Origin of the sequence: Elstera cyanobacteriorum, assembly GCF_002251735.1 — a bacterium.
Taxonomy (GTDB): domain Bacteria; phylum Pseudomonadota; class Alphaproteobacteria; order Elsterales; family Elsteraceae; genus Elstera; species Elstera cyanobacteriorum.
This window is the reverse complement of the sequence record NZ_NOXS01000035.1, coordinates 115,940-138,029: the sequence shown is the minus strand read 5'-3', so window position 1 is coordinate 138,029 and position 22,090 is coordinate 115,940. Positions and strand designations below refer to the sequence as shown.

The window sequence follows — 22,090 nt, the reverse complement described above, 5'->3', positions numbered from 1 at the left end:
ATGCGCATTGCGATTGTGACCGACGCCTGGTTTCCCCAGGTCAACGGGGTTGTGCGGACGCTCGATACGGTCCGCCGCGAGCTTGAAAGCGAAGGCCATGTGGTGGAGGTGATCGGCCCTGACCGCTTCCGCACCATTCCTTGCCCGACCTACCCGGAAATCCGCCTCGCGCTGTTTCCGACGAAGCGACTGGCGGCGTTGCTGGATGCGTTTCAGCCCGACGCCCTGCACTTGCCGACCGAAGGCCCCTTGGGCATGGCGGGTAAAAAGCTGGCAAAGAAGCGCCGTTGGCCCTTCACCACATCGTTCCATACGAAGTTCCCCGAGTATCTGCACGCGCGCACCGGCATTCCGGCGGCCTGGAGCTATGCGTTCCTGCGCCGCTTCCATAATGCTGCCGATCGGGTGATGGTCGCGACGCCGAGCCTTGAGGCGGAACTTAGCCAGCGCGGCTTTCGCAATATCGTGCGCTTTTCGCGCGGGGCCGATCTCGAGCTGTTTCGCCCGCGCGAACCGCTGCCGCTCGATCTGCCGAAGCCAGTTTTCGCCTATGTTGGGCGGGTTGCGGTGGAAAAGAATATCGGCGCCTTTCTGGCACTCGATCTACCGGGCTCGAAGCTGATCGTTGGCGATGGGCCGCAGCGGGAAGAACTGCAAAAACAGTTTCCCGCCGCCCATTTCATCGGCGCCAAACATGGGGAAGAGTTGGCGCGCGCTTATTCCGCCGCCGATGTTTTCGTGTTTCCCAGCCGGACCGATACGTTCGGCCTCGTCGTGCTGGAAGCCTTGGCCTGCGGTGTGCCGGTGGCGGCCTATCCGGTAACGGGGCCGCGCGATATTCTGAGCGAGGCCGATCAGCCCGTGGGCGCCCTGAGCGAAGACCTGCGGGACGCTGCTCTCGCGGCCCTTAAAGTCGATCGTGCGGCCTGCCGGGAGCATGCGCTGCGCTACTCCTGGCCCGCCGCCGCCCGCCAGTTCCTTGATGCGTTGGCGCTGATCCGGGAGGAAGCGCGGGCATAGCAGACGCGCAGATTAGAATGATTGCAAACTAACGCAGCCCTGCTATAGTTACGCAATCATGACGCAGATTGTTGCCCCCTCGAACGCCGCGCAGCCCCTCGATACCGATGTGTCGGAGGAAGCGATGGCCGCCAACCCCGCCGAAGCCGCGCTGATCGAACGGCTGCGCACGGTTGGCCTGCGCCCGACGCGGCAGCGGTTGGCCCTCGGCGGGTTGCTGTTCCACGGTGAGGATCGGCACGTGACGGCGGAGCAATTGCACGGCGAGGCGCTAACGGCGGGCATCCGCGTGTCTGTCGCTACCGTCTATAATACGCTGCACCAGTTTACCGAAGCGGGGCTGCTGCGCGAAGTGGTGGTCGAAGCCGGGCGCTGCTATTTCGATACCAATACCAGCGAACATTTTCACTTCTTCTTCGAAGATGATGCGCGCCTGATGGATATCCACGGCCCCAGCGCCAATGTGCTGGCCGATGCCATTCCCGGCCTACCCGATGCGCCAGACGGCACGCGGGTGGAACGGGTGGATGTGATTATCCGGCTGAAGCGGGCTTAATCCTCAGGCTTCCTGATTTCGCGGGCGCAAAAAGCGGGGCGACGCGCTATATAAGCGGGGTCTCTTGCTTAACCCTGGGGAAGCCTATGTCCAGCTTACGCGGCACTAAGACCGAAGCCAATCTGAAGGCGGCTTTCGCAACCGAAAGCCAGGCCAACCGCCGCTATCTCTATTTCGCCCAGCAGGCCGATATCGAAGGCTATAACGATGTCGCCGCCGTCTTCCGCTCGACGGCGGAAGGGGAAACCGGCCATGCGCACGGGCATCTTGAGTTTCTCGAGGCCGTGGGCGACCCGATCACCGGCCTGCCCATCGGCTCGACGGAGAATAACCTGCGCTCGGCCATCGCTAGCGAAACCTATGAGCATAGCGAAATGTACCCATCGATGGCCAAAATGGCGCGCGACGAGGGGTTTGAGGAAATCGCCCAATGGTTCGAAACCCTGGCGAAGGCCGAGAAATCCCACGCCGGGCGCTTCCAGAAAGCCCTAGAGACGATGGGCTGATAAACCTGGGGGCTAATAAACCACGGGGGCCGATTGGCCCCCGTTGCTGATTTATGCGGGTGGAAATCCGCCGCGGCTGAGCGCCAGCCGCACATCGGCTTCCGGCAGTTGACTGAGGATGGCGACCTTCTGGGTCGGCAAATCAATCTCCACCTTTGCCTCGGGGTCGAGCTTGGTGACGATGCGCGTGACGGCCTTAGCGCAGCCGCCGCAGGTCATATCTTTCAATACTAGGTCCATCGAACACTCTCCTTCTTGGGTTTGGTGTAGGGTGCACCTTCCCCCAATGGCAAGGTCAATCGAAAACCCCCGCCCGCCGCGCGGGTCGGATCCGCGCAGAAATCCGCTTGACCTTCCAATGATGGGAGGCTGGATGCTCTGCGCAGTCGGTTTCTGAACGAGGGAGGCGGGCGCTATGACGGCCCCCATGACATTAGCGATTTCGGGCATGACCTGCGCGTCCTGCGTTGGGCGGGTCGAGCGGGCCTTGCAAGCGGTTCCGGGCGTAGCCCAGGCGGCGGTCAACCTTGCCACCGAACGGGCGGAGGTGCGGGCGGCGCCTGGGGTGACGCTGGCGGCCTTGGTCGAGGCGGTCGATAGTGCGGGGTTCGAAGCGGCGCCGCTCCTTGACCGCGCCCCGCCGGAAGACCTGAGCGCCAAGCGCCGTGCCGAAGCGGCGGACCTGCGGCGCGATGCCGTCCGCGCGGCGATCCTATCGGTGCCGGTCATTGTGCTGGGGATGGGCGCCCATGTGATCCCGGCCTTTCATCATTGGCTGATGGCGACGCTCGGGCTGGGCTGGAACGCCGCGCTGCAAGGGGCGCTGACGCTGTTGGTGATGTTGGGGCCGGGGCGGCGGATTTATCGCATTGGTTTTACCACCCTGCGCCATGCCGCGCCGGATATGAATGCGCTCGTTGCTGTCGGCACATTGGCCGCCTTTGGCTTTTCCGCCCTCGTTGCCCTGGCGCCGGGGCTGATCCCCGAAGCGGCGGCGCATCTCTATTTCGAAGCGGCGGCGACGATCATCACCTTGGTGCTGGTCGGGCGGTCGCTGGAAGCGCGCGCCAAGGGCCGGGCCAGCGACGCCATCGCCAAACTGGTCGGCCTGACCCCGAAAACCGCGCGGGTGCGCACCGCTTCTGGCGTCGAAGAACGGCCCGTCGCCAGCCTCGCGCTTGGGGCGCAGATTGAGGTGCGGCCCGGCGAGCGGGTGCCGGTCGATGGCATTGTTCGCGAGGGCACCAGCCTGATCGACGAATCGATGCTGACCGGCGAACCGTTGCCGGTGGCCAAACACCTCGGCGACCGCATCACCGGCGGCACCGTCAATCAATCCGGCGCCCTGGTGATTGAAGCGGTGGCGGTCGGGGCGGATACGGTGCTGGCCCAGATCGTTCGGTCGGTCGAAGCGGCGCAGGGCGGCAAACTGCCGATCCAGGCTTTGGCCGATCAGGTGGCGCGTTGGTTCGTTCCGGCGATCCTGACGATTGCGCTGCTGACCTTCGCGGGCACGCTCGCGCTGGGCGGCGGGTTAACCGCGGCGCTGGTAAACGCGGTGGCGGTGCTGATTGTCGCCTGCCCTTGCGCCCTGGGCCTCGCGACCCCCGCAGCGATCATGGTCGGCATCGGGCGCGGCGCGCAACTCGGGCTGCTGGTCCGGCGCGGCGAAGCCTTGCAGCAAATGACCGACACCAAACTGGTCGCCTTCGATAAAACCGGCACCCTGACCCAGGGTAAGCCCGTGCTGACCGATTTGATCCTGCAACCGGGCTTCCGGCGCGATCAGATTTTGGCGGCGGCAGCGGCGGTCGAAGCCCAGTCGGAACATCCGCTGGCCCGGGCGATTGTGGTTGCGGCGGACGGGCTAACCCTGCCCCCGGTCGCCGGTGTCACGGCCCATCCTGGGCGCGGGGTCGTCGGCCTCGTGGCGGGCGCGACGGTTTTGCTCGGGACCGAGGCGTTTCTGGTCGCAGAAGGCATTGATCCGTCGCCGCTGAGCGGGGAGGCGGCCAACTTGAGCGCGGCGGGCAAGGGCGTGCTGTTCATCGCCCACGGCGGGCAATTGGCCGGGCTGGTCGCGGTCGCCGATCCGATCAAGCCGGGCGCAGCGGCGGCTTTGGCCGCGTTGAAGGCCGACGGCTTGGCGCTCGCCATGATCACCGGCGACCGGGAGGCGACGGCGCGGGCGATTGCGGCAGAGCTTGGCATCGACACGGTGATTGCCGGGGTCTTGCCGACCGGCAAAACGGCGGCCTTGCAACGCCTGCGCGCCGATCATGGGCCGGTGATCTTTGTTGGCGATGGCATCAACGACGCGCCCGCATTGGCCGAGGCGGATGTCGGCCTTGCCTTGGGGACGGGGACGGATATTGCCATCGACTCCGCCGATCTGGTGCTGATGGGCGGCGCGCTGGCCGGGGTACCGGTAGCGCTGCGGCTGGCGCGGGCAACCCTGCGGACGATCCGGCAGAACTTGTTTTGGGCCTTCGCCTATAATGTCGCGCTGATCCCCTTGGCGGCCCTCGGCTATCTGTCGCCGATGCTGGCGGCGGGGGCGATGGCGGGATCGAGCCTGTTCGTATTAGGCAATGCTCTGCGGTTACGGAGGTTTTCGGCATGATCATCGGGCAAGCTGCGGCGGCGACGGGCGTGTCCGCCAAAATGATCCGCTATTACGAAAGCATTGGTCTCCTCCCGGCGGCCCAGCGGACGGAGGCGGGGTACCGCGTCTATTCCACCGCCGATCTGCACACGCTGCGCTTCATCCGCCGCGCCCGTGACCTTGGCTTTAGTATGGAGGCAATTGCCGAACTGCTGGCGCTGTGGCGCGACCGTTCCCGCCATAGTGCCGATGTGAAGCGGTTGGCGGAGGCGCAGATATCAGCCCTGACCGATAAGATCGCGGCGATGCAGGCGATGGTCGGCACCCTGTCCCACCTCGCCCAGTGCTGCCATGGCGACGCGCGGCCCGATTGCCCGATCTTGGAGGAACTGGCTACATCCCCAGCGACGCCTTCCCAAATGCCAGAACCAGCGGCAGCACGGCAGCGGCCAGCACCGTCTGGGCGGAAATGATCACCGCCATCAGCGGCGCATCGCCGCCCATCTGACGAGCGAGGATATAGGAGGCGGAGGCGGTGGGCAGCGTTTGATACAGCAGCACGATCCCCGCCGAGGGGCCGGTCAGCCCGAGCGCCAGTCCAAGACCTACGGCGGTAAGCGGCAGCAGGGCGAATTTCGCCGCCATGGACAGCAGCGTCGGCGCCAATAGGGTTTTCGGGGACGCAAAGGTCAGCGCCGCCCCGACGCACAGCAAGCCGATGGGCAGCGATGCTTGCCCGAGGGCCTTCAGCACCGGCTCGATCCCCGGCGGCAGCCCGAGGCCGGAGAGGTTGAGAAAAAGCCCGATCAGGCTGGCGACCAGCAGCGGGTTTCTTGCCAATTGCAGCAGCACGCCGCGAAAATTGGGGCGGGCGTGGCCGTAGCGGGCGAACATCAGCACGCAGAGGATATTCGCGGTTGGGACGATAGCGGCGGAGGCCAGCGCCCCCAACGCCAGCCCCTCCGGCCCATAGAGCGCGGCGGCGGCGGGCAGGCCGACGTAATTGTTGAACCGCACCCCGCCCTGAAAAACAGAGGAAAAAGCGGCATCGCTGACCGGCATCCAGCGCCGCAGCGCCACCAGCAGCAGGGCAACCAGGATCGTGGAGAGCGTGAGGGTGAGCATCAACCGCCCGACCGGGGCATTGCCCCAATTGGCGGTTGCCAGCGTATGGACGATCAGCCCCGGCAGAAGCAGATAATAACCCAGCCGCTCGGTTTCCCGCCAAAACACATCCGCCGTAAACACCCGGCCGCGCAGCAGCTTCCCCAAAGCGATCAGCAGCATGACGGGCAGCAGTGCCAACACGATCGGTCCAACCATTCCAACCCCTTTCGGTGAAACCGGGGTCAGACTAGCGGTGGTCCGCTTGTCTGACCTCTACGGAATTACACAGCCGGGGGTGCGTAAATTACATATGGGCGCTCACAGGATCAGCAGCGCGCGGAAATCATTCACATTGGTGCGCGTTGGGCCGGTGATCAGCAGATCGCCCAAGGCTTGGAAGAAGCTGTAGCTATCGTTGCGCGCCAGGAAATCGGCTGCTGATAGGGTGGCGGCGCGGGCGCGGGCCAATGTCTCCGGCGTTACGAAGGCCCCGGCGTTATCCTCCGTCCCGTCGATCCCATCGGTATCGGCGGCTAGGGCATAGACCCCATCAAGGCCTTTCAGGGCGTGGGCGAGACCCAGGGCGAATTCGGCATTGCGCCCGCCGCGCCCGCCCTTGGCTCGCACCGTGACGGTGGTTTCGCCGCCCGACAGGATGACGCACGGCGGCGTTAGCGGCAGACCGTGCTGACGGATCGACCGGGCAATTCCGGCGTGGACCTTCGCCACCTCCCGCGCTTCGCCTTCAATCGCATCGCCCAAGACCAACGCCGGCAGGCCGAGCGCCGTGGCGGCGGCTTCGGCGGCGCGCAGGCTGTGCAGCGGGCTGGCGATGACATGCACCCGCTTGTTTGCGAAAGCAGGACTATCGGGCGCGGGCGTATCGGCGGCGGGGGCGGCGAGCCAGTCGGTCAGCGCCGGGCCGGGGTCGATGCCGTAGGCGGTCAGGATCGCTTGCGCTTCCGCCCGGTTCGACACATCGGGCACCGTTGGGCCAGAGGCAATCACCCCCGGCTCGTCTCCCGGCACGTCAGAAATCACTAAGCTGACCATCGGTGTGCGTGGGGCGGCGGCGGCCAGCCGTCCGCCGAGAATGCGCGAGACATGCTTGCGCACCCGGTTCATCTGGGCGATATCAGCGCCCGACGCCAGCAAAGCGCGGTAGAGCGCCTGAATTTCGGGTAGGCTCACCCCATCCGGCGGTAAGGCGAGCAGGGCAGACCCGCCGCCGGAGACCAGTGCCAAGATGAGATCATCCGGCCCGGCAGTGGCGGCAAGGTCGAGCAACCGTTGCGCCGCAACCTGCCCAGCAGCATCCGGCACTGGGTGAGCGGCCTCGACTACCTCGATAAACCGCGTCGGCGCGCTATGGCCGTAGCGGGTAACGACCAGCCCGGTCAGCGGACCGGGCCAAATCCCTTCCAGTGCGGCGGCCATTTCGGCAGCGGCTTTCCCGGCCCCGACGACAATCGTGCGGCCTTTCGGCGGTGGCGGCAGAAAGCGCGCGAGGGCTTCTGCCGGTTGGGCAGCGGTGACGGCGGCATCGAACAGGCGGCGGAGCAGATCGCGCGGGGGTAGGGACGTCATGCGGTTTCCTCGGGCCGGGCCGGGGGATGGTCGATCAGCCCCTGACCTTTGCGGATTTCGATCCGCCTTGTAAATTTGTCGGACATGCTACGGCGGTGAGAAATAAGAAGCAAGGTCCGGCCCTGCCAAATCTCGCGCAAGCCCGCCGTCACGGCATGTTCGGAGGGTTCATCGAGCGAGTTCAGTGCTTCATCCAGCAGTAGGATCGGCGCGTCGGTCAGCAGCGCGCGGGCGAGGGAGAGGCGCTGGCCTTCCCCCTGGCTGAACGGCTCGCCGCGCGCGCCCATCTTGGTCGCCAGCCCCTGCGGGGCGGCGGCAATGCGCCCGGCAAGGCCGCAAGCGGTCAGCAGTTTTTCCCAATCGGCGGCGGAAAGATCGCGCCCCAGGGCGATATTCTCCGCCACCGTGCCAGGGAAGAAAACGCCGTTCGACCGGTGCAGCAGAAACAGCCGCTTGCGGTCGGCCAGCGAGAGCGTGTCGAACGGTCGCCCGTCCAGCAGCAGGCGCCCTTCGGTCGGCGTCAGTACCCCCAGCATCAGACCGAACAGGGTGGATTTGCCCGCGCCGCTTTCGCCGAAGATTGCCACTTGCTCCCCGGTGTGGATGGTCAGATTGACGTTACGCATCAGCCATTTGCCTTCCGCGTCCTGAAGCCCGAGGTTTTCGAGCGTTAGGGTTTGGAAGTGCAAAGGCGCAGGTGGATATGCGTTTTTCGGCGTGTCGCCGCCGAGGGTTAGCGACAGCCGCTCGTAGGCGTTGCGTCCGTCGATCAGCAACGGCGCGGCCTCACCGATCTTGGCGAGGCAGGGGAAGACCAGGGCAGCGTAATAGAGAAAGATCAAAACGGTGGCGAGGGCCTGCGACTCGCTTTCGGCATCCAAAAACAGCAGCACGAGGCAGGCGGCGGACGCAAGGGCAACGAAGAAATCGATAGCGGCAAAATAGAGCGATTGGCGCCGCCACAAGATCAGCCCGCGCCGGTTCATCGCGCGGATCAACTGGATCGTGCGCCGGAAAAACCAGCCGCGCGCGACGCCAAAGCGCAAATCCAGGCTGCGTTGCTGCAAGCCGGTTAGCCAGGTCAGGAAGTTTTCCTGATTCTTCATCTGCTCCAGAAAAGCGATCTTGCGCCAGCGGGCGTAGAGCGCGATCAGCCCGGAAAGCAGGGCGATTTCCAGCAGCAGCACTAGCCCCAGCGGGGGGTGCAGCCAGGTCAGCACGCCAATCATCAGCACCAGTTGCAGCAAGGCCAGCGTTGCGCCGATGATGACATCCTTGATTAGGCGCTGCACGGTTTCGACATCGCCGGTTGCGGCTGCGACCACGCGCCCAACGCCAATGTCCCCCACGGCCTGGGCGGGTCCGCGCAGCAGATGCCGGGCGATGCGGTTGCGCAGGGCGCGGATCAGCCGTTCCGACAGGCGGGTGGAGGCGTTTTCCTCCGTCACCCGCACGGCGAAGACGGTAAATTCCAACATCGCGATGAACAGCAGAAACAGCGCGAGCGCGCTCAAGCCGGGCAAAAGTGCGTGCGCCGTGCCGATCCACGCCGGCGTCGGGCTTGGCGGCAGCAGGATTTGCAGCGGCAGCGGGCGCAGGACGACCAGCAGCGTCTGACCGGCAGCGAGGGCGAGGCAGGCCAGCAGACGGCGCCGATAGGCGCGGTCGGTCTGGTGCAAAAGGCGGTCAATCGCAGCAAGGCTCATGGTGGTTCCGTCAGAAATCCTGAAAGGCCCGCCTTTATGCGGTTGCCGGGAGGGAGGCGGCAAGCCACTCTGTCGGCCATGGATGCGACGCACGCCCCGCTGTGGACCGATGATCTTGCCTGCCGACGCGGCGGGCGGCGGGTCTTTACGGGTTTGGGGTTCCGGCTCGAGGCCGGGGAAGGCCTGACGATTCTCGGCCCCAATGGCGCAGGCAAATCCAGCTTGCTGCGAATGTTGGCCGGGTTGGTCCGCCCGGCGGCGGGGGCGATCCATTGGGGCGAGGCCGATATTGCCGATGATCCCATCGCCCACCGAACGCGCACCGCCTACCTCGGTCATCTCGACGTCATCAAGCCGCGCGCCACCGTGCGCGATCACCTCGATCTTGCGGCGGTCCTGCACAGTGCCGACCGGGCCCAGGTGCCGGACGTCGCGGCGCGCGTCGGCCTTGGCGCGCTGCTCGAACGTCCCGGTCGGCTTTTATCGGCGGGGCAGCGGCGGCGGGTGGCGCTGGGGCGCTTGCTCCTGTCCGGGGCGGCCCTCTGGCTGCTGGATGAGCCGACCAATGCGCTGGATACCGCAGGGCAAGCGCTGCTCGCCGATCTGCTGCGCGATCATCTTGCGGGCGGCGGGCGCTTTGCCGTTGCAACCCATCAGCCGATTGCCGTCGAAACCCGCACGCTGACTTTGCAGGGCAGCTAGCGTCACGAAACTGTCATTCACCCTTTTCCCGCTAGGGGCATTCGTGTAGGCAACGGGGAGCCAGGGCTTTTAACGCCCAAGCCAGACCTTTCCCTGAATAAGAGTTGCCCCCATGACGTTCTGGCGCCACGCGAGCCTTAAGGCGAAAATCATCTTCAGCACCGCCCTGATGATCGCGGCCTGCGCCGGGGCGATTGCGGTAACGCTGATCCTGCTGGCCCGCCCGGCCGCAGAGGCAACGGCGATTAAAATGGTGCAGGGGATTGCCACGGCGCAGGAGGCGCGCATTCGCGAAGAATTGGGCGCCGCCCTGCGCGATGCTGCCTCCACCGCGCGCGCGATCCAGACGGAACTCAGCCAAGACAGCCCGCGCCGGACGGCGGTCAACCGGACCTTGCAGCAGATCATGCAGGCCAATCCCGCTTATGCGGGCGCGTGGGTGGATATGGCCGATAATGGGTTCGAGGGGCGCGATGCCGAGTTTAAGGCCAAGCAGAGCGGCGAAACCCTGGGGCTGCCGTCTACGGGCCGCATGAGCCTGCTGTGGCTGCCGGGCGAGAAGGGCGTGCCGAAGGCCGATGAGTCGGAAGGTCTCAGCTTCGCCGAAGTTCAGCAAAAGGAATATTATATTGCCGCCAGCAAGGCCCGCCGCCCGGCGGTGACCGAGCCTTACCTTGATGATTTCACCAAGGAATTGATGACCAGCGCCGTCGTGCCGGTGGTGGTCAAGGGCGATTTGAAGGGCGTTGCGGGCATCGATCTGTCGCTCGCCAATATCTCCAGCTTTCTCAATGCCCAGCGGCCCTATGGCGATGGGTATATCGCCCTGATCTCGGAAAAAGGCACCTATATCGCCCATCCGCAGGAAGGATTGCGCTCCCAGCCCAGCAGCGATTTGCCTGAAGCCGCGCGGACAGCGCTGGCGGCGGGTAAGAGTTTTGAAGGCCGGGCCATACTGGCCGACAAGGAATTTTTCCTGCGGCTGCAACCGATTGGCTTTGGCGAAACCCAAGGCACCTGGGGCTTGGCGGTCGCCGTGCCGATGAAGAATATTCTGGCCGAAGCCAATTGGCTGACCCTGCTGTGCGTGCTGGTCGGCGTTCTCTGTTCCATCATCGGCGGGATCATCGCGTGGCGCGTCGGTAAGGGTATCGCCCGTCCGGTGGTGGCGATGACCGGGGCGATGGAACAGCTTGCCGCCGGAACGCTGGATATTTCCCTGCCCGCCACGGGTCAGCGCGACGAATTGGGCGCGATGGCGCGGGCGGTCGAAGTCTTCCGCCGTTCGATGATCGAGGCGCGCGACCTGACCGAAGCGCAGCAGGCCGAATGGCGCAATAAGGAAGCGCGCGCCGCCCGGTTGGATGCGCTGCAATCCGCCTTCCAGCGCAAGGCGGGTGATCTCGTGACCATCCTCACTGGTTCGGCCCAGCAGTTGAAGGATACGGCGCGGGAACTGACCGGCATCGCCGATCTGACCAATAAGCAGGCCGTGGCGGTTTCGGCCAATGCCGAACAATCGACCGGCAATGTGCAGATGGTGGCGGTGGCGACGGAAGAACTGTCGGCCTCGGTCAATGAAATCCGCCGCCAAGTCGAACATTCCGCCGAAATCGCCGCGAAGGCCGTGGGCGATACCCGCGCGACAGATAGCACCGTCGAAGCCCTGTCGCAAAGCGCCGGGCGTATTGGCGAGGTGATCGGCCTGATCTCGGAAATCGCTTCGCAAACCAATCTTCTGGCGCTGAATGCCACCATCGAAGCGGCACGCGCCGGGGAAGCGGGCAAGGGCTTTGCGGTCGTCGCGTCGGAGGTAAAGAACCTCGCCGGGCAAACCTCCCGCGCGTCGGAAGAAATCGTTGCCCAGATCGGCAGCATCCAGGCCGCGACGGGCGACGTGGTGCGCGCGATCCGGGGGATTGGCGAAACCATTACCGAACTGCATCAAATCGCCCGCGATATTGCGATTGCTGTGGAAGGCCAGGAAGCCGCCACGCGGGAAATTGCCGGGAATGTTCAGCAGGCCGCCGCCGGCACGCGCGACGTTGCCGTCAGTACCACCCGCATTCAACAGGCATCGGGCGAAACCGGCGCGGCGGCGGAACAGGTGTTGGGGGCATCGGAAGCGGTGGCCAAGCAAACCGGTGATCTTGCCGGGGAAATTCGCGGCTTCATTACGGCGGTGCAGGCGGCCTAAATCTGGGGCCACGATACCCTTGGCCTTTCCACCGTGTCCGGTGTAGGGTCAGGCCCGATTGACGTTTTTCGGACGATAGGTTCCATGCGCCGCCTGTTTCTGCCTGCACTCTTGTTGCTGCCGCTCGCCGTCGCCGGGTGCGCCTCGTCGAGCGACGAGGATCCCAACGTCTATGTCGAAGCGCCGGTGGAGCAGCTTTACAATCAGGCGATGGATGCCATGCTGGCCGAACGCTACGAGCAGGCGGGCAAGCAGTTCGATGAAGTCGAACGCCAGCATCCCTATTCTGTCTGGGCGACCAAAGCGCAGTTGATGTCGGGCTATACCCATTATCTGCGCGACCAGTTCGATGATGCCATCATTGCGATGGATCGGTTCATCCAACTGCACCCGAGCCACCGCGATACGCCCTATGCCTATTACATTAAGGCGATCAGCTACTACGCCCAGATCGCCGATGTATCCCGCGACCAAAGCCTGACGGAACAGGCGATGAGCGCGCTGAACGAAGTGGTGCGGCGCTATCCCGATAGTTCCTACGCCCGCGATGCGCGCGTGAAGATCGACCTGACCCGCGACCATATGGCGGGCAAGGAAATGGAAATCGGGCGCTTCTATCTGCGCACCGAACAATATACGGCAGCGGTTAATCGCTTCCGCCGCGTGGTCGATCAATATCAGACCACCACCCATGTACCGGAAGCCTTGCTGCGCCTGACGGAAATCTATCTGGCGCTAGGGCTGAAGGATGAAGCCCAGGCGGCGGCAGCCGTGCTGGGGCATAATTACCCTGGCTCGCGCTGGTATGCCGAATCTTATGCGCTGATGACCGGCGGCAAGCGCCCGATGACCCAGGGGGAACCGGGGCGCGGTTGGTTCGGGCGCCAAATCGAATCCATCACGGATATTTTCTGACGCCATGCTGACCCGCCTCGGCATCCGCGATGTGGTGCTGATCGACCGGCTCGATCTCGAGGTTGCGCCGGGCCTGTCGGTCCTGACCGGGGAAACCGGGGCGGGGAAGTCGATCCTGCTGGATGCCTTGGGTCTCGCGCTGGGCGCGCGGGCCGATAGCAGCCTCATTCGCCACGGTGCCGGTCCCGCGATTGTTACCGCCGAATTCGACCTGCCGGACGGTCACCCCGGTTGGGCCTTGCTGCGCGAGCAGGGGATTGAGGCGGAAGACGGGCAGTTGATCCTGCGCCGTACCCTGGGGATGGATGGGCGCGGACGCGCCTCCGTCAACGATCAATCGGTCAGTGTCGGGTTTCTGCGCTCGCTTGGGGCGTCGCTGGTCGAAATCCAGGGGCAGTTCGATCAGCACGCGCTGATGGACCCGGCCAACCACCGCGCGATTCTAGATCAGTTCGGCGGGCTGCTCGATAGTCTCGGCGGCGTCCGCGCGGCCTATCGGCTGTGGCAGGCGGCGCGGGATGCGCGGCAGGCGGCGGAAGCGGCGCTCGACCGCGCCCGCAGCCAGGAAGAATACCTGCGCCATGTGGTCGCCGAACTAAAGCAACTCGCCCCAGAGCCGGGGGAGGAAAGCGAGCTGGCCGACCGGCGCGCCCGCCTGCAAAACCGCGCTAAACTTCTCTCAACCCTGCAATCAGCCTTGAGCGATCTCGCGGGCGAAAGCGGGGCGGAAGCGCGGCTGCTCGCGGCGTCCCGCACGCTGTCCCGCGCGCCGGGGGCCGATCCCGCTATCGATACCGTGCTGGCGGCGCTGGAGCGGGCGAGCACCGAACTGGCCGAGGCGACGGATGGTCTCGAAGCCCTGCTGCGCGCCGATGGTTGGTCGGAAGGCGAGTTGGAGCGGATCGAAGACCGGCTGTTCGCCCTGCGCGCCGCCGCCCGCAAGCATCAGGTGACGGCGGAAGCCTTGCCCGGTTTGGCGGAGAAGCTGGCGAGCGATCTGGCCGCGCTCGATGCCGGGGAAGACCGGCTGAAGCATCTCATCGCCGAAGAACGCCAGACCCGCGCCGCCTATTTGGAAGCCGCCACGGCCCTTAGCGCCTTCCGCCAGGAAGCCGCAGGGCGGTTGGCGGCGGCCGTAACGGCGGAACTCGTGCCGTTGAAGCTCGATAAAGCGCGGATCGAGGTGCAGGTCGAACCCCAGGCCGAAGGCTTCTGGGGGCCGGAGGGGCGCGATAAGGTCGCCTTCCTGATCGCGACCAATCCGGGGGCTGCGCCGGGACCGCTGGCGAAAGTGGCGTCGGGCGGCGAACTCTCGCGCTTTTTGTTGGCCCTCAAAGTCGTTCTCGCCGGAACCTCACCCGTGCCAACCCTGGTCTTCGACGAGGTGGATAGCGGCATTGGCGGCGCCGTTGCGGCGGCGGTTGGCGACCGGCTGAAGCGCTTGGGCGATCATCTGCAAGTGCTGGTGATTACCCATAGCCCGCAAGTCGCCGCGCTCGGCGGTCAGCATTGGCGCGTGCAGAAGCGCGCGGGCGGGGCCGAAGGGCGGGTCACGACGACGATTGACACCCTCAGCCGCGACGAGCGGCGGGAGGAAATTGCCCGGATGCTCTCCGGCGCCGATATTACCGATGAAGCCCGCGCGGCGGCGGCTCGGCTGCTGGGCTAGCGCGCTTCCCGCAGATACGAGGACCGCCACCATGACCGACACCCGCCGCCTTGCCGTCGAGGCCCTGACCGAAGCCGATGCGGCAGCGGAACTGGCGCGCCTCGCGTCGGAAATCGCCCGGCATGACCGGCTTTATCACGGTCAGGACGCGCCGGAGGTCGATGACGCGACCTATGACGCGCTGCGCCAGCGCAATCAGGCCATCGAGGCGCGCTTTCCGGCGCTGATGCGGCCCGATTCACCCAGTCTGAAGGTGGGGGCGGCGGCGAGCAGCGGTTTTGCTAAAGTACGGCACGCCCGGCCCATGCTGTCGCTGGATAATGCGTTTACCGACGGCGATGTTGGCGATTTTTTCGATGGGGTTCGGCGGTTTCTCGACCGCGATTTTGCCGCCGATCCGGCGCTGACCCTGGCCGTGGTGGCGGAACCGAAGATCGACGGTCTCTCCCTCTCCCTCCGTTACGAAAACCGCCAGTTGGTACAGGCGGCAACGCGCGGCGACGGGACGGAGGGCGAGGATGTGACCGCCAATGTGCGCACGATCGCCGAGGTGCCGCAGCGGCTGTCCGACGCGGCGCCCACGAGCAGTATGGAAATTCGTGGCGAAGTCTACATGCGCCGGGCGGATTTTCAGCGGCTCAACGAAACCCAGGCGGCGGCGGGGGAGAAGATTTTCGCCAATCCGCGCAATGCGGCGGCGGGGTCTTTGCGGCAGCTCGACCCGCGCATTACCGCCAGCCGTCCGCTGGCCTTTTTCGCCTATGCCTCCGGCGAAAGCGACGCGCCCTTGGCCGATAGCCATTGGCATTTTTTAGAAAACCTCAAAGCTTGGGGGTTCCAAGTCAACCCGCTCTCGAAACGCTGCGAGGGGCTGGATGCGGTGCTGGCGTTCTACCGCGATATCGGCAATCACCGCGCCGACCTGCCCTATGACATCGACGGCGTGGTCTACAAGGTGGACCGCTACGATTGGCAGGTGCGGCTTGGCTTCGTCGCCCGCGCGCCGCGCTGGGCCATCGCCCATAAATTCCCGGCGGAGCAGGCGCGCACGCGCCTCAACGCCATTTCCATCCAAGTAGGGCGGACGGGGGTGCTGACGCCGGTGGCGGAGCTTGAGCCGATTACGGTCGGCGGCGTCACCGTCTCCCGCGCGACCCTGCATAACGAGGATGAAATCGCCCGGAAGGATGTGCGCATCGGCGATCTCGTGATCATCCAGCGCGCGGGCGATGTGATCCCGCAGGTGCTAGGGCCGGTCGACAGCGAACGCCCCGAAGGTGCCGCGCCCTTCGCGTTTCCGCACGTCTGCCCGGCTTGCGGGTCGGTCGCCGTGCGGCGGGAGGGGGAGGTGGCGCGGCGCTGCACCGGCGGGTTGATCTGCCCGGCGCAGGCGGTGGAACGCTTACGCCACTTCGTCTCCCGCGATGGGTTCGATATCGAAGGTTTGGGCGAAAAGCATATTCAGGCGTTCTACGACGACGGCTTGGTGCGCACCCCGGCTGATCTGTTCCGCCTCGAAGCAAAACATACCGACCTGCGGGAGCGGGAGGGCTGGGGCGCGCAATCCCTGCGCAACCTCTATACGGCGCTGACGGCGCGGCGGCAGATTGCCTTTGAACGGTTCCTCTTCGCCCTCGGCATCCCGCAGATTGGGCAGGCGACGGCGAAACTGCTGGCCCATCATTACGGCGATTTCGCCAGCCTGCGCGCGGCCTTGCTGGCGGCGCGGGAGCCAGAAACCGCCGCGCTGCAAGAACTGCTGGCGATCAACGGTATCGGCGCCAGCATGGCCGCCGACCTGATCGCCTTCTTCGCCGAACCCCATAACGAGGCGGTGCTGGACGATCTTCTGTCGCTGATCACCATTCTGCCTGCCGAGCGGGTGGAGGTGGCCGAGAGCAGCGCAATTGCCGGGAAGACCGTGGTGTTCACCGGCGAACTCACCCGCATCACCCGGCGCGAGGCGAAGGCCCAGGCCGAACGGCTGGGGGCGAAAGTGGCGGGGTCTGTCTCCGCCAAGACTGATTACGTCATCGTCGGGGCCGACGCGGGGTCAAAAGCGAAAAAAGCTGCCGAACTCGGTATCCAGATGTTGACCGAAGACGAATGGTTAACGCTTATTGGGTAGCATTATGCGAAGTTTATAAGCGCGAGGGGCGGAATGGCGGTACAGGGCGGTCAGGTCTCGCTGACAGATCTCGATCCGGGGGTCTACCTCGTCACGCCCAGCGGCGCCTTCGACCTTGTGTTCCCCTATGACGAGGGGGATTTCCACCTTTCGGATATTTTCGACTATTTCGAACTGGGCGAAGTGCTGGAAGAGGACGGCGCGCCGGGCATCGAACTCGACGCGCGCGAGGTTAAACAGTTAAAGCGCATGGCGCGCGAGTATGCCGACGACCATCCGCCCGAATTCATCGCCATGTGCCGGGCGATGGTGCAGGCCGTGGCCGACACCGCACCGGACGAGGATGTTGTGTGTTTTTATGAGAATTTCGGGTAGGCCGCTCCTAAACACCAAGCGGCTTTGACGCCTCCCCCCGGATCGCCTACAACCCCGGCAGGCCGTTTTCTAGGGATATGCGATGAACCTGCCCTTTTCCGACGCCGATCATCGCCGTTTGGCGGAACTGCGCCGTCGCCGCCCGGCCGCGGAAGACCAAGCGAAAGCGCCGCGCCTGGGGGATCGCATTGCCGATGCCGTGGCGCTGACGGTCGGCTCCTGGCGGTTCATCATCATTCAATCGGCCCTGCTGTGCGCCTGGATTCTGCTGAATGTGACGGGCGTGATCGACTGGGATCCGTACCCCTTCATTCTGCTAAACCTGATGCTGTCGTTCCAGGCGGCCTATACCGCGCCGATCATCATGATGAGCCAGAACCGTCAGGCCGAAATCGACCGGCGCGAGGCCGAGCATGATTACGCCGTGAACGTGAAGGCCGAGCTTGAGATTGAACTCCTGCACGCCAAAATCGACGCCCTCCGCGAACAGGAAATCGCCCGGCTGACGGCGATTATCGAAAAACTCTCGGATCAATTGGCGGCGGAGCGGCAGGGTTCGTAGAGACTATCAGGGCGTTGCCCGGTTGGACTTCAAAGCATAGGGATGGATGAGCACATCGGCAGGAATCTGCCACTCCCGGTGCAGCTTCCACGCCTGTTCCAGCGTCAGGTGACGGCGGCGGTTTAGGACCTCGGAGGCACGGGATTTCGACCCCAGAACCTCGGCGAGGTCCTTCTGGGTAAGGCCCTTGGCTTCCATGCGCTCGCGTAGCGCATCTGGCGCATCGACGGCTTCGATGGGCCAATGTTTCTGTTCATAGGCTTCGATGACCAAGGCTAGAAGGTCGAACCGGTCGGCGGCCTCGCTGCCAATCTCGGGTTCATTCTCGAAATAGCCTTCGATTTCCGCCAGCGCGGCTTCGTAATCGGCTTCGGTCTTCAGGGGGCGAATCGGTTCCATTACACGCTCTCCGCTTTGGTTGCGTCATAATATTTTTGCATTCAGCGACGCGATATTATTTATTTATTATATATTCATCTATAAATTTCTCAGGATTTTCAATGGAAAGTTTACATTTTTCACCGTATCGTAAAAGTATAGATGATATGTTTATGTAATTGTTATTCATAATGTCGTTTATATTATTGATTGATAATTCTAAGCGCGATGATATTGCGTCTGAACTCATATTGATCTTCTTTCCAATGAGAATTGCTCTTTTAATAAAAATTTCAGATAATCCTTCTAAATTTTCTCGTAATTGTCTATCCTTTTCTGATGAAAAACACAGGGAGGATATGTGATAGTATGCAGCGCAGTTTGCATATTCACTTTGTAAATTTTTCATTATTATCAAATTTTTATCTTCTTCTCCAAAAGAAGGATTTGAGAGTGAAATAAATATAAAAATTAATTTCTTGTTGAGCATTCTGACCTCTAATAATAAAGTGATAGCGTATTTTTGCAAATTACTCTGTAAAATGCAAAGGTTTGCAATTCTCAGTAACTTACCCTCGCAGCCACCCCGAGAACTCCCCGGCCAGCGCGATGATCCGCCGTCCGGTTTCCGCCACCCGGTCCGCCGTCATCCGGGCAGCGAGGCCGGAGACGGAGAGGGCACAGACGGCTTCTCCCTGCGGGCCGAGCACTGCAGCGGCGACGCAGCGCAGGCCGGGGACATATTCTTCATCGTCTACCGCATAGCCGCGCGCGCGGATGTCGGCGATTTCCGCCAGCACGGCCGCACGGTCCCCCAGGCTGCGGGGGGTTTTGCGTTCGAAGCGATGGGCGGCGAGAAACCCGTCGATGGCGGCATCGTCCCAAGTCGCCAGCATCGCCTTTCCCATGCCGGAGTTGAGCATCGGCACGCGCCCGCCGGGCGGGGAGATGGCGCGGGTAATCTCCCGGCTTTCCACTTGGCTGAGGGTCAGCACCTCGCCGTCCTCGAGAATGCCGAGGTTGGCCGTTTCCCGCGTGGCATCGCGCAAGCGCCGCAGGTAGGGCAGGGCGGGGGCGACGAAGTGGCGCTGGCGCACGAAGGCCGCGCCGACGGCAAAGGCGCTGCGCCCAACGTGCCAGCGTTTGCTGCTGGGATCGGCATGGACAAAGCCGCGCTGCTCTAGCGTGGTCAGTAGGCGATGGACGGTTGAAACTGTCAGACCAACCTCCGTCGCAAGGTCGGACAGGCGCATCCCTTCGTCCTGGGCCGCCAGCTTTTCCAGCAGGCTCAAGGCCCGTTCCACCGATTGTACGCCGCCGGTTTTGTCGGTCATGGTTTTCTCCCCCCGGTTCCGGTGTAGGCGGGATGGCGATAATTTTCCATTCTGGCAAAAGTGATTTCCGTATCGTGGAAAAACTTTGCGTCCCCTCTGGTCCCGCAGCGCAAAACGGCCCAAGCTCCGGGAAAATCTTTTCGGGGGAGTGGGGCGATGACCGAGTATGTGACGCGCGCAGGGTTACAGGTGGCGAAATGCTTGGCGGATTTGGTGGAAAGCCAAATTCTGCCCGGCCTGCCCGTGACGGCTGACGCCCTGTGGTCGGGCTATGCAAAACTGTTGGCTGATCTAGCGCCGGAGAATAAGCGCCTGTTGCAGGTGCGCGATGACCTTCAGGCGAAGATTGATGCTTGGCTGCTCGCCCGTCGCGGTCAGGCCTGGGATAGCGCCGCCTATCAGGCTTTTCTGAGGGAGATCGGCTACCTCGTCCCGCAGGGGCCGGACTTCACGGTCGGCACCCAGAATGTCGATGCGGAAATCGCCACCCTCGCCGGGCCGCAGTTGGTGGTGCCGGTGATGAATGCGCGCTTCGCCCTCAATGCCGCCAATGCCCGCTGGGGGTCGCTCTATGATGCGCTCTACGGCACCGATGCCCTGCCCGGTAAACCGGAAGGCAAGGGCTACGACCCGAAACGCGGTGCGGCAGCGGTGGCCTGGGCGGCCGACTTCCTCGATAGTGCCGTGCCGCTGGCCGGGGCATCCCATAAGGAAGTGACGGCGTATCGCCGCGACGGGGCGGCGCTGGTCGCGGTCGTCGGGGGGCAGACGGTTGGCTTTAAAGACCCTGCGGCCTTCGTCGGGTACACGGAAGACGGCCAAAAAGCCTCCTACGTCTTGCGCCACAACGGATTGCATATCGAACTGCTGATCGATCCGTCGCATCCGGTCGGCGCTGCCAGCCCGGCGGGCCTGCGCGATGTGGTGCTGGAAAGCGCCCTGACCGCCATTCAAGACTGCGAAGATTCGGTGGCCGCCGTGGATGCCGAGGATAAAACCGCCGTCTATGTCAATTGGCTGGGCCTGATGACGGGCGATCTGACGGAAACCTTCGAGAAGGGCGGCACGACGCTCACCCGCCGCCTGAACCCGGATAAGGTTTTCACGGCCCCCAATGGCGGCACGCTGACTCTGCCGGGCCGCGCCCTGCTGCTGGTGCGCAACGTCGGCCATCTGATGACCACCGACGCCGTGCTGCTGGACGGGGCCGAAACCCCGGAAGGGATGCTGGATGCGCTGATGACCGTCACCGCCGCAATGCACGATCTCAAGCGCACGGACGGCCCGCGCAACTCGCGCGCCGGGTCAGTCTATGTGGTGAAGCCGAAGATGCACGGGCCGGAAGAGGTTGCGTTTGCCGATACCCTCTATGCCCGCGTCGAAGCTATTCTCGGCCTGCCGCGCAACACCGTGAAGCTGGGGGTGATGGACGAGGAACGCCGCACCTCGGCGAACCTGCGCGAATGTATCCGCGCGGTGAAGGACCGGCTGGTCTTCATCAATACCGGCTTCCTGGATCGCACGGGCGACGAAATCCATACCTCCATGCAGGCGGGGGCGTTCGTCCCGAAGGCGGAGATGAAGGACGCTGCGTGGCTCTCGACCTATGAAAACGGCAATGTCGATAGCGGGCTTGCCACCGGCATGCAGGGCAAGGGCCAGATCGGCAAGGGCATGTGGGCCAAGCCCGACGCGATGGCGGAAATGCTGACCGTGAAGATCGGCCATCCGAAAGCCGGGGCGAATACCGCCTGGGTGCCGTCGCCGACCGCTGCCACCCTGCACGCGACGCACTATCATCAGCTCGACGTTTTCGCCCGCCAGAACGAGTTGAAGACCCGCACCGCCGCCAGCTCCGATCTGCTGCTCACCCCGCCGCTGCTGACGGGCCGCAACCTGTCGGCGGAGGAAGTTCAGCGTGAGGTTGATAATAACTGCCAAGGGATCCTTGGGTATGTGGTGCGCTGGATCGATCAGGGCATTGGCTGCTCGAAGGTTCCGGATATCAACGATGTCGGGCTGATGGAAGACCGGGCGACCTTGCGCATTTCCTCCCAATACCTCGCCAATTGGCTGCTGCACGGGCTGATTTCGGAGGCGCAGGTGGAGGAAAGCCTGCGCCGCATGGCGGTGAAGGTCGATGCGCAAAACGCGGGCGATCCGCTCTATACGCCGATGGCTCCGGCGTTCGACGGGGTGGCGTTCGCCGCCGCCCGCGATTTGATCTTTACCGGGGTGCAGCAGCCCTCCGGCTATACCGAACCCGTGCTGCACGCCCGCCGCCGGGAAGCCAAAGCGAAGAAGGCCGCCTGACCATGATGACTGTCTCCCGCCTCGACCTTGCCGATGCGCATTTGATGCTAACGGCGGCGCGCGCCCGCGCCACCGCGATTGGCGTGCCGATGTGCATCGCCATCACCGACGATTGCGGTCAATTGATCGCCTTCGACCGGATGGACGGCGGCAAGGTCACCTCCATCACCATTGCCATCGACAAGAGCTTTACCGCCTCGGCGGCCAAGAAGGCGACGCACGAATATGGCTCCGCCTCTCAGCCGGGCGCCCCGGCCTATGGTATTGCCTCCGCCATCGGCGGGCGGTTGATGGTGGTCGGCGGGGGTCTCCCGGTGATCGTCGATGGCGCGGTCGTCGGCGGGATCGGCGTTAGCTCCGGCACCCCAGCGCAGGATCAGGACGTTGCCCAAGCCGGGATCGATGCGTTCCTAGCGGCGCAGAAGTAACC

21 protein-coding genes are annotated in these 22,090 nt (G+C 64.1%); 14 read left to right on the top strand and 7 right to left on the bottom strand.

Annotation, left to right across the window (positions count from 1 at the left end; translation table 11 throughout):
* From CHR90_RS17105 to CHR90_RS17095, 3 genes are all read left to right on the top strand, one after another.
* Complete coding sequence (locus CHR90_RS17105; protein WP_094410342.1) at positions 1 to 1,020, top strand: glycosyltransferase family 4 protein; 1,020 nt, start codon at positions 1 to 3, stop codon at positions 1,018 to 1,020.
* Positions 1,021 to 1,144: 124 nt separating this feature from the next.
* Complete coding sequence (gene irrA, locus CHR90_RS17100) at positions 1,145 to 1,576, top strand: iron response transcriptional regulator IrrA (protein WP_094410692.1); 432 nt, start codon at positions 1,145 to 1,147, stop codon at positions 1,574 to 1,576.
* Positions 1,577 to 1,662: 86 nt separating this feature from the next.
* The gene (locus tag CHR90_RS17095) at positions 1,663 to 2,082 is read left to right on the top strand and encodes a rubrerythrin family protein (protein ID WP_094410341.1); all 420 of its coding nucleotides are present in this window, start codon (positions 1,663 to 1,665) and stop codon (positions 2,080 to 2,082) included.
* 51 nt (positions 2,083 to 2,133) lie between these two features.
* On the opposite strand, the gene CHR90_RS17090 is transcribed toward CHR90_RS17095, so the two are convergent.
* Positions 2,134 to 2,322, bottom strand: coding sequence for a heavy-metal-associated domain-containing protein (locus CHR90_RS17090; protein WP_094410340.1), 189 nt, complete (start codon positions 2,320 to 2,322; stop codon positions 2,134 to 2,136).
* A 175-nt stretch (positions 2,323 to 2,497) separates the two neighbouring features.
* Between CHR90_RS17090 and CHR90_RS17085 the strand changes: the two genes are divergently transcribed.
* Both CHR90_RS17085 and cueR read left to right on the top strand, forming a co-directional pair.
* Positions 2,498 to 4,705 (top strand): heavy metal translocating P-type ATPase, encoded by a 2,208-nt coding sequence (locus tag CHR90_RS17085; protein WP_094410339.1) that lies wholly within the window; start codon positions 2,498 to 2,500, stop codon positions 4,703 to 4,705.
* Positions 4,702 to 5,160, top strand: coding sequence for a Cu(I)-responsive transcriptional regulator (cueR, locus tag CHR90_RS17080; RefSeq protein ID WP_094410338.1), 459 nt, complete (start codon positions 4,702 to 4,704; stop codon positions 5,158 to 5,160). Before CHR90_RS17085 ends, cueR begins: the two co-directional genes overlap by 4 nt.
* On the opposite strand, the gene CHR90_RS17075 is transcribed toward cueR, so the two are convergent.
* From CHR90_RS17075 to CHR90_RS17065, 3 genes are all read right to left on the bottom strand, one after another.
* Positions 5,081 to 6,010: an AEC family transporter gene (locus CHR90_RS17075; RefSeq protein ID WP_094410337.1), complete on the bottom strand. Its 930-nt coding sequence runs from the start codon at positions 6,008 to 6,010 to the stop codon at positions 5,081 to 5,083. The genes cueR and CHR90_RS17075 overlap by 80 nt on opposite strands.
* A gap of 102 nt (positions 6,011 to 6,112) precedes the next feature.
* Entirely contained in the window at positions 6,113 to 7,381 is a 1,269-nt protein-coding gene (locus CHR90_RS17070) for a glycerate kinase type-2 family protein (protein ID WP_094410336.1), read from the bottom strand.
* The gene (locus CHR90_RS17065; RefSeq protein WP_094410335.1) at positions 7,378 to 9,087 is read right to left on the bottom strand and encodes an ATP-binding cassette domain-containing protein; all 1,710 of its coding nucleotides are present in this window, start codon (positions 9,085 to 9,087) and stop codon (positions 7,378 to 7,380) included. The genes CHR90_RS17070 and CHR90_RS17065 overlap by 4 nt, the downstream gene beginning before the upstream one ends.
* Before the next feature lie 78 nt (positions 9,088 to 9,165).
* Between CHR90_RS17065 and ccmA the strand changes: the two genes are divergently transcribed.
* The 7 genes from ccmA to CHR90_RS17030 all read left to right on the top strand — a co-directional run bounded on the left by ccmA (position 9,166) and on the right by CHR90_RS17030 (position 17,635).
* Positions 9,166 to 9,789 carry a heme ABC exporter ATP-binding protein CcmA gene (gene ccmA, locus CHR90_RS17060; protein ID WP_094410334.1) on the top strand — a complete coding sequence of 208 codons (624 nt, stop codon included), beginning with the start codon at positions 9,166 to 9,168 and terminating at the stop codon, positions 9,787 to 9,789.
* A gap of 112 nt (positions 9,790 to 9,901) precedes the next feature.
* Positions 9,902 to 11,986 (top strand): methyl-accepting chemotaxis protein, encoded by a 2,085-nt coding sequence (locus CHR90_RS17055; protein WP_094410333.1) that lies wholly within the window; start codon positions 9,902 to 9,904, stop codon positions 11,984 to 11,986.
* An 84-nt stretch (positions 11,987 to 12,070) separates the two neighbouring features.
* Positions 12,071 to 12,901, top strand: coding sequence for an outer membrane protein assembly factor BamD (locus CHR90_RS17050; protein ID WP_094410332.1), 831 nt, complete (start codon positions 12,071 to 12,073; stop codon positions 12,899 to 12,901).
* A gap of 4 nt (positions 12,902 to 12,905) precedes the next feature.
* Complete coding sequence (gene recN / locus CHR90_RS17045) at positions 12,906 to 14,570, top strand: DNA repair protein RecN (protein ID WP_094410331.1); 1,665 nt, start codon at positions 12,906 to 12,908, stop codon at positions 14,568 to 14,570.
* A gap of 31 nt (positions 14,571 to 14,601) precedes the next feature.
* Positions 14,602 to 16,698 (top strand): NAD-dependent DNA ligase LigA, encoded by a 2,097-nt coding sequence (ligA, locus tag CHR90_RS17040; RefSeq protein WP_094410691.1) that lies wholly within the window; start codon positions 14,602 to 14,604, stop codon positions 16,696 to 16,698.
* Positions 16,699 to 16,731: 33 nt separating this feature from the next.
* Positions 16,732 to 17,073 (top strand): hypothetical protein, encoded by a 342-nt coding sequence (locus tag CHR90_RS17035; RefSeq protein WP_094410330.1) that lies wholly within the window; start codon positions 16,732 to 16,734, stop codon positions 17,071 to 17,073.
* 82 nt (positions 17,074 to 17,155) lie between these two features.
* The gene (locus CHR90_RS17030) at positions 17,156 to 17,635 is read left to right on the top strand and encodes a DUF1003 domain-containing protein (protein ID WP_094410329.1); all 480 of its coding nucleotides are present in this window, start codon (positions 17,156 to 17,158) and stop codon (positions 17,633 to 17,635) included.
* A 6-nt stretch (positions 17,636 to 17,641) separates the two neighbouring features.
* Here CHR90_RS17030 and CHR90_RS17025 read toward each other — a convergent pair whose 3' ends face one another.
* The 3 genes from CHR90_RS17025 to CHR90_RS17020 form a co-directional block, all read right to left on the bottom strand.
* Positions 17,642 to 18,034: a helix-turn-helix domain-containing protein gene (locus CHR90_RS17025; protein ID WP_094410328.1), complete on the bottom strand. Its 393-nt coding sequence runs from the start codon at positions 18,032 to 18,034 to the stop codon at positions 17,642 to 17,644.
* 55 nt (positions 18,035 to 18,089) lie between these two features.
* Positions 18,090 to 18,503, bottom strand: a complete 414-nt coding sequence (locus CHR90_RS19310) for a hypothetical protein (RefSeq protein WP_141210980.1) — start codon at positions 18,501 to 18,503, stop codon at positions 18,090 to 18,092.
* Between the two features lie 79 nt (positions 18,504 to 18,582).
* A complete protein-coding gene (locus tag CHR90_RS17020) occupies positions 18,583 to 19,347 on the bottom strand; it encodes an IclR family transcriptional regulator (RefSeq protein WP_094410327.1) in 765 nt (254 codons plus the stop codon).
* A gap of 156 nt (positions 19,348 to 19,503) precedes the next feature.
* Between CHR90_RS17020 and CHR90_RS17015 the strand changes: the two genes are divergently transcribed.
* Together CHR90_RS17015 and CHR90_RS17010 are read left to right on the top strand one after the other, a co-directional pair.
* Positions 19,504 to 21,660, top strand: a complete 2,157-nt coding sequence (locus CHR90_RS17015) for a malate synthase G (protein WP_094410326.1) — start codon at positions 19,504 to 19,506, stop codon at positions 21,658 to 21,660.
* A 2-nt stretch (positions 21,661 to 21,662) separates the two neighbouring features.
* Complete coding sequence (locus CHR90_RS17010) at positions 21,663 to 22,088, top strand: GlcG/HbpS family heme-binding protein (RefSeq protein WP_094410325.1); 426 nt, start codon at positions 21,663 to 21,665, stop codon at positions 22,086 to 22,088.
* The last annotated feature ends 2 nt before the right edge of the window (positions 22,089 to 22,090 follow it).